The 3,422-nt window shown below is 45.5% G+C and carries 2 protein-coding genes; both read left to right on the plus strand.

All coding sequences use genetic code 11. The features are described 5' to 3' along the window. Positions 1-1,263: HNH endonuclease (locus tag A2517_RS11105; protein ID WP_367187997.1), on the plus strand; the 1,263-nt coding region annotated here is incomplete at its 5' end. Positions 1,264-1,272: 9 nt separating this feature from the next. Beyond that, a complete protein-coding gene (locus A2517_RS11110) occupies positions 1,273-3,315 on the plus strand; it encodes a response regulator (protein ID WP_294897023.1) in 2,043 nt (680 codons plus the stop codon). Positions 3,316-3,422: the final 107 nt, after the last annotated feature.

Below are 3,422 nucleotides of genomic sequence, written 5' to 3' on the forward strand. Positions count from 1 at the left end.
TCGACTCTCCTCGATGAACTCTCGATCGAAAATGCGGGAGCCAAGTCACGGATGATCGCGCAGGTCAAAGAGCGTTACCGTGAACAGTTGGAGGAGATTGAGCGGCGGTTTTCCCACGCCATCGAGCATCTGATCTCATTTCTCGCCGTCGTCGATGTGAGTTTGAGCGGGGCGAAGTGTGCCAAGCAGTACCGCTATGTGCGACCCACCATCGTCTCCTCTCCCAAAGCGTTTATCGAGACGGTGGGATTGCGCCATCCGCTCATCGAATCGCGCGAAGAGAACGGGATTTTCGTCCCGAACGATCTTTTTTTAGGCTCCGTCGATCAGCACACCTATGAAGAGCACCCGACGATTGAGGGCAGTGAAGATGTCAAAGGGGTCTTGCTGTACGGAATCAATTCCAGCGGTAAATCATCCCTCATGAAGAGTATCGGGCTCTCGGTTGTGATGGCGCAGGGGGGATTTTTCGTCCCGTGTGCCATGATGCGTTTCGCCCCTGTCGATAAGCTCCTTACTCGTATCGTTTCCAAAGACAATCTCTACAAAGGGTTATCGACGTTTGCGGTGGAGATGTTGGAACTTCGGAATATCTTTAACCGTGCAACGGAAAATACCCTGATTTTAGGGGATGAGATCAGCCACGGTACCGAAACCGAATCGGCTCTCGCTATCGTCGCAAGTGCGATCCTCAAACTCCGCGAGATCGGAAGTATGTTTATCTTCGCCACCCATCTGCATCAGCTCTCATCCCTCGCCGAAATCCAAAAAGCAAAAGAGATTGTATTGCTCCATCTAGGGGTCTATTACGATGAGGCGAGCGATAAGCTGGTGTATGATCGAAAGCTCAAAAGCGGGAGCGGCTCGACGCTGTACGGGTTGGAGTTTGCCAAATCACTCCACATGGATGAGACCTTTTTGAAAAAAGCGTACGAAATCCGAGGACGGATCACCGATAAAACCCACGAAGCGTCGATGCTGAAACGGGAGAAAAAAAGCCGTTACAACAACAAACTCTTTTTGACCAAATGCGCGTTGTGCGACGAAGCGGTGGATGAGGTACATCATATCGTCCCTCAATCGAATGCCGATGATGGCGGATCGATCGGTCATTACGGGATGAATCACCGCTACAATCTCATTCCGCTGTGTTCCAAGCATCACCGCATGGTGCATGAGGGGAAAATCGCCATCCACGGTTTCGTGATGAGTGAGGACGGTTTGCGGCTCAGCTACTCCGAGAACGCTACGACGAACAGTTGAGCAGATTGCGTGAAAGGGGCTGTCATAAAAATTTTAATTGTCGATGACAGTCTGACGGTTCGTAAGATTGTAACGCGTTATTTGTTGAAGCACGGCTACGATCAGATAGATGAAGCGGTTGATGGCAAAGAAGCCCTTGCATTGTTGCAGCAGTACGAATACGGGTGCATATTTTTAGACATCAATATGCCGGTGATGGACGGTTTCGCCGTTTTAGAATGGCTCAATCGTGTCCCATGGCGAGATCAGATTCATGTTGTCGTTATGTCGACGGAAGTGATTCAGTTGGGTCAAAAGCGGATACGGGAACTACAAATCGATACGGTCATCCCGAAACCTTTTAGCGGAAGCGAATTTGAAAGAACCGCAGTATCGCTGCTGAATGTTATCAGTTCCAAAGCACAAACGGTACAGCTCGTTTACGATGGACCGATTATGATCATCGATGACAGCCTGGCGATGCGGAACATCATACGAAAACAGCTGGAAAATCTCAATTGTCTTAATGTCGCTGAAGCCGTAAACGGTAAAGAGGGGCTTGAAAAAATCAGCGAATGGGCTATGCTTTATGAAGACGATGAAAAAATGGGGATTGTCTTTTTAGATTTGACGATGCCCGTCATGGACGGATTGCAGTTGATTGAAATTTTGGAAGAAAAAGAACTTCTTTCCAAATTACAGATCATTGTTCTCTCAGGAAGCATCGACATGGCATTGACGATGGTGGACGGTTCCTCGATCATGGCCGCGTTGCCGAAACCGTTCGAACATACGGCTTTTGTTCAGGCGTTTCGTCCCTTGATCGAAGAGAAACCGATTCGACTGCAAACAAGACTAAGTGAGATCAAACTTTTTTTTGATGTGAAAAAGAATGTTGAAAACCTTGCCTCTTTGGATGTGATCGAAACGGAGACCCTCAGTGAATTGGCAGAGTTCCTCTTTGCCTCGTTTGAATCGATGACCTTAGAACTCTCTTTTCCCAAAGAGCGTTTGAGGGAGATTCCAAAAGAGATATTCGCCTCATTCATCGAGTCGGTCTATCGTTCGGTATTGATGATTGATCACCGTATTGAAAATTATTTCGAACTCGAATATCTATACGATCAGCTGCAAAAAATAGATCGGTATGAATCGCAAATAAGCGCAATTACAACCGAAGAGATTCTTGGCTATATCCGTATGAAACTGTTGCCGAAAAATAATGAGTATGCCGAATTGAGCGCTAAAATAAGCCGTTATCGTATTGCAATTAAAACGTTAATTGAACGGAAAAACAAACTTATTCAAATGTATAAAGAGACCCCAACCAAACAGCTTAAAGAGACCTACGAAAAGTACGAGCACGACCTTGCATCGTATCGGGGTGCGTTGGGAAACCATGACAAACAACTTAACGATTTATCTCAGTTTTTAGAAAATGAGATTATGGATCAGTGGGAGCAGATTCTCAAAGCTCAGATTCATCGAATGGTAAAAACCGCTAATCAGATCCGTGCCGAGTTTGATAGATCTCTTTGGAAGGGGATGCGTACATCTAAGAGTTTTAGGTCTTATTGTAATACACAAGGAAGACATTTGGAGTTGACGACGCAAAGCTGGCTCGAACATGAGAATAATCGACTGTATGGACAACTTCGCCATTTTTTTGAAGTCGATTTTCGGACATCCGTACTGATTGTAGGTTTTAAAGACAGTGAAGGAAGCCGAATGCGTGAAGAACTGAAAAAGAATTTCCCCATGTATGATATTCAGGCATTTACTAACTGGACGATTAAAAATTACGGTTTGCCGTATGTGCCGAATTTATTTATATTAAACCGTGAATCGCAGGAAGAAGGGTTTGAAACCTATCTGAATGAAGTGGCAAAGCGGTTTGAAACCTCGGTTGAGATGCTTAATACATTGATCGTTTATAAAGGGGCTATCAAAAGCTCGGAATTGATCGGCACTGATAGCCTTTACAATTTGAAACGCAAAAATTACATTAAAATGCCTTCGTCGCCTCATGAATACACTATGATGGCGCTGAAAGCAAAATCGCTTATTTTTTAGTCCGGTACCGTTTACGCCATCACTTTGTGAAGCGGGCGAGAGTAGGGCTGGATTAGCTGGGCGTAGATTTTCGGTATATCGAGGATGGAGATCATCTCGTTGGCAAA

It is taken from the genome of Sulfuricurvum sp. RIFOXYD12_FULL_44_77, from assembly GCF_001830725.1.
Lineage (GTDB): Bacteria > Campylobacterota > Campylobacteria > Campylobacterales > Sulfurimonadaceae > Sulfuricurvum > Sulfuricurvum kujiense_A.